This window comes from Mycobacterium sp. E3305 (genome assembly GCF_001666785.1).
Lineage (GTDB): Bacteria > Actinomycetota > Actinomycetes > Mycobacteriales > Mycobacteriaceae > Mycobacterium.
The window spans coordinates 1-6,321 of sequence record NZ_LZJA01000262.1 but is presented as its reverse complement, the minus strand read 5'-3'; the positions used below and the strand labels follow the sequence as shown (position 1 = coordinate 6,321).

Here is a 6,321-nt window from a genome sequence, read left to right as displayed (position 1 = left end):
GCCGAGCTGGGCCGGCTGCCCGCGGCCGAGGGATTCACCAGTTCCGAGGGCAACGGCGTGCGGGGCATCGTCGACGGCCACGCCGTCGTCCTGGGGCGCGCCAGCCTGCTGGCCGATTGCGGCCAGCCGCTGGGCGACGAGCTGTCGGCGGTCAAGGACCGCGCCGAGGCCGAGGGCAAGACCGCGGTCGTCGTCGGCTGGGACGGCCGGGCCCGCGGGGTCCTGATCGTCGCCGACACGGTCAAACCGACGAGCGCGGAAGCGGTTCGGCGGTTCAAGGGGCTGGGCCTGACACCGATCCTGATGACCGGCGACAACCGGGGCGTGGCGGAGCGCATCGCCGACGAGGTGGGCATCGCGCAGGTGATCGCCGAAATGATGCCCACCGACAAGGTCGCCGCCATCAAGCGGTTGCAGGCCGAAGGCAAGGTCGTCGCGATGGTCGGCGACGGCGTCAACGACGCCGCAGCCCTGGCGACCGCCGATCTCGGGGTGGCCATGGGCACCGGCACCGACGTCGCCATCCAAGCCGCCGACCTCACCGTCACCCGAGGTGACCTCCGCGCCGCCGTCGACGCGATCCGGCTGTCCCGGCGCACGCTGACCACCATCAAGGCCAACCTGTTCTGGGCCTTCGGCTACAACATCGCCGCGATCCCACTCGCCGCGCTCGGCGCGCTCAACCCGATGCTCGCGGGCGCCGCGATGGCGTTTTCCAGCGTTTTCGTGGTCGCCAACAGCCTGCGGCTGCGCACTTTCACCAGCGTCACAGCCTCCTAACGGCCACCCTCACACGCCGCGACGGCGGGCGGGCCGGTGGGACGGGTGTGGGATAGTTGTTCCCGACCCACCGCGTTCGAAAAGACCACGGGTCCGCCCCCGCGCAGCGATCGACTCAGCAAAGGCAACGACCGTTGGACCAATTCTTCGGACGACTGTCCTTGCTGCATGGCTGGTTCCCGCCGACCGTGCAGGCGCTGACGCTGCTGTTGCTGATCATCGCGATCCAGTGGCGTGCCCGGCGGTGGCTCAAGCGGGTGCTGCCGATGGCCGTGATCGCCGCCGTCGCGACGACCGCGCTCGCGTATTGGTACATCACGTCGCTCGGCGTGGCCGGTGACCCGGCGCCGACGACGCTGTGGCTGTGGATCGCGGCGACCGGCCTGGCCGCCGCGGTGTTCCTGGTGGGCTGGCCGGGCGCGCGCTGGTGGCGCCGGGGGGTGGCGGTGCTGTCCATCCCGCTGTGCGCGCTGTGCGCGAGTTTGGCCCTCAACAGCTGGGTGGGTTACTTCCCGACGGCGCTCGCCGCGTGGAACCAGCTGACCTCGGTGCCGTTGCCCGACCAGATCGACCGCCTGCGCGTGACCGAAATGCAGGTCGCCGGGACCAGGCCGAGCAAGGGCGTGGTGGTGCCGGTCGACATCGACGACAACGCCTCCCATTTCCGCCACCGCCGGGAATTGGTCTACCTGCCGCCCGCATGGTTCAACAGCAATCCGCCACCCCGCTTGCCGGCGGTCATGATGATCAGTTCCGCCTTCAACACCCCGGCCGACTGGCTGGGCCCAGGCGGCGCCTTCACCGCCATCGACAACTTCGCCGCCGCGCATCGCGGCTTCTCCCCCGTACTGGTGTTCGTCGACCCCACCGGCTCGTTCGACAACGACACCGAGTGCGTCAACGGCAGCCGCGGCAACGCCGCCGACCACCTGACCAAGGACGTCGTGCCGTTCATGGTGTCGAACTTCGCCGTCAGCGCCGATCGAGCCAACTGGGGCGTCGCCGGGTGGTCGATGGGCGGCACCTGCGCGGTCGACCTGGCCGTGATGCACCCCGAATTGTTCAGCGCGTTCGTCGACATCGCCGGTGACCGCAGCCCCAACGTGGGCCCCAGGGATCAAACGATTGCCAAGCTGTTCGACGGCAACCGAACCGCCTGGGCCGGCTTCGACCCGCTCACGGTGATCGCGCGGCATGGTCGGTACACCGGACTGTCGGGGTGGTTCGACGTCCCGGGGTCGTCCGAACCGCGCAATGTCGCCGAGGAAGCCAACCCCACCTCCGGCGCCGCCGGCACCGACCCCGCCGCCAACCCGGAAGGCCAGGACGCCGCCGCCAACGCGCTCTGCGGGGCCGCCTCGGCGAACGGCATCTCGTGCGCCGTGGTCAGTCAGCCGGGCAAGCATGACTGGCCGTTTGCCGCCCAGGCGTTCGCAGCCGCGCTGCCCTGGCTGGCCTCAACGCTGGGGACGCCCGCGGCCGAGCCGGTACAGCTGCCCCAGCACGGCGGCGGTGAACCACACTGATCACAAAATTCACAGGTGACCCTCCCGTAACGCCTCCGAAATGTTCGCCCTGGTAGTGGTACGGTTCGCTGCTGATGGCTGAGGATTTTCTGCGCGACGGACGACCCCTCCGGGGGTCGGCCCGGCCCGCGCCGCGGCGCAGCCACCGACGGGTTCAGTCGGGCGCCTTCGCTCCGGGCCTTCGTCTGCCGGCGATGAATCGCCGTCAGTTCCTGGGTTCGCTCGCCGCGTCGGTCGTCGCCGGCGTGGGCGCCGCGCGGTTGGTGGTGGACCCGCAGCCGCGAACCTTCGCGGACGTACCCGCGGATTCCGCGGCGACTTCGGGACCCGCCGCCCCGGCGGCCCTGTTGCCGCCGCCGCCGTCGAGCGCGCGCATCCCGCTGCCCGGTGGGGGCGCGCTGACGAAGATTCCCGGCGACGGCGACCTGCTCGCGCTGACCGTCGATGACGGCGTCAACAGCGAGGTGGTGCGCGCCTACACGCAGTTCGCCAAAGACACCGGTGTGCGACTGACCTACTTCGTCAACGGCACCTATGACTCCTGGACCGAGAACGCGGACATGCTGCGGCCCTTGGTCGACAGCGGGCAGATCCAACTCGGCAACCACACGTGGTCGCACCCCGATCTGACGACGCTGCCGAAGGACCAGATCGCCCAGCAGCTCACCCGCAACGACGAGTTCCTCAAGAAGACGTACGGGGTCGGGGCAAAGCCGTATTGGCGCCCGCCGTACGCGAAGCGCAACGCAGTCGTCGACGCCATCGCCGCCGACCTGGGCTATACGGTGCCGACGTTGTGGTCGGGGTCGCTGTCGGATTCGACGTTGATCACCGAGGAATACATCGTCCAGATGGCGGATCAGTACTTCACCCCGCAGGCCATCGTCATCGGACACCTCAATCACCCGCCGGTGACCCACGTCTATCCGCAGCTGGTCGACGTCATCCGCTCGCGCAACCTGCGCACCGTCACGCTCAACGACGTCTTTCTCAAGACGCCCTAGCGCCCGGCGATCACGGCGAGGCGCCCATCAAGCGGGGCATGAAAATGCCCGATGGCGCTTTCGTGCCTGCCGAACTCCACGAATCCGTTTGCGCCCGAGCGTAATCCGCGTTGCACGCCCTCGGGCATCTCGTTGTCCTCCATCGCGCCGCGGGCGATGAGGCTACCGGCCCTTCCCCCCACCGTTTCGAGGTCGCATCACCTCGGTCGATGCCCTAAAGCGGGTCGACGACTTCCTTCGCCTCGCGCAGGCCCGCGCCGGTCAGCTCCCGGTACAGCTTGATCGCGGCGATCTTGTTGCCGGACCGGGCGAGGCCGACGACTTCCGCGGGCACACCGTTCTCGAATGCGCCCGGCGCGGTGGCGCCCGCGTTGCTGCCGAACGTCGGGCACGGGAGCTCGAGCCTTTCGGACAGCAGGCGCACCTGCTGCTCCAGCAGGGCGAGACGGCGGTAGACCTGCGGATCATCCATGGGATGACGATAATCCGGCGCGACGCCCCGCGCCCGGCGGCTTGCTTCCCCGCTCGTGTCGCCTACGGCACCCGGCCTCCAGTCGCCGCCTCGGGCGTGATCACAACGTACGCGGCCCGCGACTGGAGGTAGTACCGCAGTCGCAGCGCCCACAGGCGTGCATGCATCAGCTCGACTGCCGCGAACTCCGGTTTCAGGTAGTAGCGCCAAGCGATCCGGGCGATCACTACGGGCGGCGGCGCCCCGAGGACCGCACGGGCATGTCCTCGCACGAGGAGCCGGCCGGGGTCGCCCGTGCGCTCACCGCCGAACAATAAGGCCACTTCCGACGTGGCAATCACATTCCCCACCGTCCACGACGACGCCGACGTCGTCGCATAGATGCGGCCGCCGTGCGGAACGAGCCACAGCGGAACCGCGAATGGCGTGCCCTTCCTTGACCGGGTGGCGACCACCACGACCCGCGAATCTTTCAGCGCCGCAGTAAGTTCCGGGGACCTCAGGGGGCTGATACCGTTCGTCTGGTCAACCCCAGAAAACGCATTCCGCCGGTCCGAAGGCACGCGCGACGCCGGTACCTCGCGAAGCGAACCGTAGTCCCAGGCCACGATCCGATCTGGCACGATCCGATATGCGCGAGCACCCATCGCCTCGGCCATTCCTCTGACGGTCAACGAACGCAGCCGAAACCACTGCGGTCCGTCGTCGGCGAGCACAACCACGTTGCGTCCGGCGAGATCTGGGCCGCCATCCGGGACCCGGACGACGCGCGGCGATCGCGTGGGGTCGGCGGGGGTCTCCAGGCTCACATGCACGGGCAGGACATGAATTTCGTCGTCAACGGTCGCGGCCAACGCGGCTCGGGGTGGAGACACCGCCAAGTCGGCCACCGCGTCGGCGTCGACGTCCCGACTGATCAAGAGGTGCCTTCCGCTAGAAGTGCCGCGCTACCTCGCGGGCCGGATGTTCTGGTTGATGTGGAAGACGTTGTCCGGGTCGTATTGCGCCTTGATCTCGGTGAGCCGCTGGTAATTCGGGCCATAGGTCGCCCGCACCCGCTCCTGGCCCTCGTCCATCATGAAGTTCACGTAGGCACCGCCTGCCGAGTACGGGTGCGTTGCGTCCCAGTAGTCGACGGTCCAGCGTTTCAACAGCTCCGCGTTAGCCGGGTCCGGGTCGACCCCCGCGATCACCTGCGAGAAGTTCACGTCCCGGTACGCCCACGCGGTGTCCGTCTGGCCGACGCGGTGCACCGCACCGTCGATGGGGTACAGGTGCATCGTGGAGTGCATGGTCGGCAGCTCCTCGGCGAAGCGGGCGTGGACCTCGACCGATGCGTCGGGGAGGGTGCGGACGAAGTCGCCGCGCCAATACCATTGCAGCCCTTTGGGATACAGGCCATCAAAGGTCGACTGCAGCGCCGGGTAGGGGGCGGCGCCCAGGCCGTCGAAGGCGGGTTCCATCTGGCGGATCGGCGCGAACGCTTCTTCGGCGCCCGCGGGATCACCCGTGTAGCACCACATCACGGCGCAGGCCTTGTGCAGGTGGAACGCCTCGGGGAACGGCGCCACCGGCGGGACCGTCATGGCCGCGAAGAATCCGTACAGGTCCTCGTCTTGCGCGGGCATGAAGTCCCGGTACCACGACAGGATGTCGGCGGTGTGCGACGAGGGCCACGCCGTGGGGCCGCAGATCACCGTGTGGACCGGGTGCAGGCGGAACGTGAACGAGGTGACCACGCCGAAGTTCCCCCCGCCACCGCGCAGCGCCCAGAACAGGTCGGGATGCTCGGATTCCGATGCCGTCACCACGTTGCCGTCGGCCAGCACCACTTCGGCCTCCAACAGGTTGTCGATCGTGAGGCCGTGCTTGCGGGTGAGGTACCCGTGGCCGCCGCCGAGGGTCAGGCCGCCGACACCGGTGGTCGAGATGATGCCGGTCGGCGTCGCCAGACCATGAGCGTGCGTGGCGCCGTCGACCTGCGCCCACGTCGCGCCGCCTTGCACCCGGGCGGTGCGCCGTTCGGGGTCGACGTCGACGCGGTTCATCAGCGACAGATCGATGACGAGGCCGCCGTCGACCGAACCGAACCCGGGTCCGTTGTGGCCGCCGCCGCGGACGGCTACCGGCAGGTTCGAGCTCCGGGCGAATTCGAGCGCGCCCGCGATGTCGCCGGCCGATTGGCAGCGGGCGATCACCGCCGGCCGCTTGTCGATCATGGCGTTGTGCAGCGCGCGCGCGTCGTCGTAGGCGGGATCGTCCGGCAGGATCACCTGCGAGCCGAGCCGGGCCCGGAAATCATCGGTTGCGGTTGTGAGGCTCATCGCTCACACCTCCTTGTTTGCTCGCGGGTGTTGATGCCGCGACGTTACGAGGCCGGCGAGCCGCGCGTCATGACCACAACCGAGCATTTCCGAGGCATTCCACGATAGTCACATCTGACTATCGACCCGCCCACATCACCGTGGTTACCTTGTTTGCATGGCGCAGTGGATGCCGCCCCCGCTCCCGGCCGAACTCATCGCTCGTCGCCGCGGCC

At 68.9% G+C, this 6,321-nt stretch carries 6 protein-coding genes and 1 pseudogene; 3 read left to right on the top strand and 4 right to left on the bottom strand.

Features of this window, described 5'->3' with window-relative positions:
• From A5701_RS23485 to A5701_RS23475, 3 genes are all read left to right on the top strand, one after another.
• Positions 1-780: cation-translocating P-type ATPase (locus A5701_RS23485; RefSeq protein ID WP_156670237.1), on the top strand; the 780-nt coding region annotated here is incomplete at its 5' end.
• Positions 781-914: 134 nt separating this feature from the next.
• Positions 915-2,306: an alpha/beta hydrolase family protein gene (locus tag A5701_RS23480; RefSeq protein ID WP_067759968.1), complete on the top strand. Its 1,392-nt coding sequence runs from the start codon at positions 915-917 to the stop codon at positions 2,304-2,306.
• Positions 2,307-2,500: 194 nt separating this feature from the next.
• Positions 2,501-3,310 carry a polysaccharide deacetylase family protein gene (locus tag A5701_RS23475; RefSeq protein WP_067759965.1) on the top strand — a complete coding sequence of 270 codons (810 nt, stop codon included), beginning with the start codon at positions 2,501-2,503 and terminating at the stop codon, positions 3,308-3,310.
• Here A5701_RS23475 and A5701_RS29430 read toward each other — a convergent pair.
• From A5701_RS29430 to A5701_RS23460, 4 genes and pseudogenes are all read right to left on the bottom strand, one after another.
• Positions 3,307-3,480, bottom strand: a pseudogene (locus A5701_RS29430) (ring-hydroxylating oxygenase subunit alpha); the annotation flags it as partial. The gene A5701_RS23475 and the pseudogene A5701_RS29430 sit on opposite strands and share 4 nt — an antisense overlap.
• Positions 3,481-3,524: 44 nt before the next feature.
• Complete coding sequence (locus A5701_RS23470; RefSeq protein ID WP_067759961.1) at positions 3,525-3,782, bottom strand: ribosomal protein L7/L12; 258 nt, start codon at positions 3,780-3,782, stop codon at positions 3,525-3,527.
• 62 nt (positions 3,783-3,844) lie between these two features.
• Positions 3,845-4,636, bottom strand: a complete 792-nt coding sequence (locus tag A5701_RS27750; protein ID WP_156670235.1) for a pyridoxamine 5'-phosphate oxidase family protein — start codon at positions 4,634-4,636, stop codon at positions 3,845-3,847.
• Positions 4,637-4,729: 93 nt separating this feature from the next.
• Positions 4,730-6,106 (bottom strand): FAD-binding oxidoreductase, encoded by a 1,377-nt coding sequence (locus A5701_RS23460; protein ID WP_067759958.1) that lies wholly within the window; start codon positions 6,104-6,106, stop codon positions 4,730-4,732.
• Positions 6,107-6,321 lie beyond the last annotated feature (215 nt).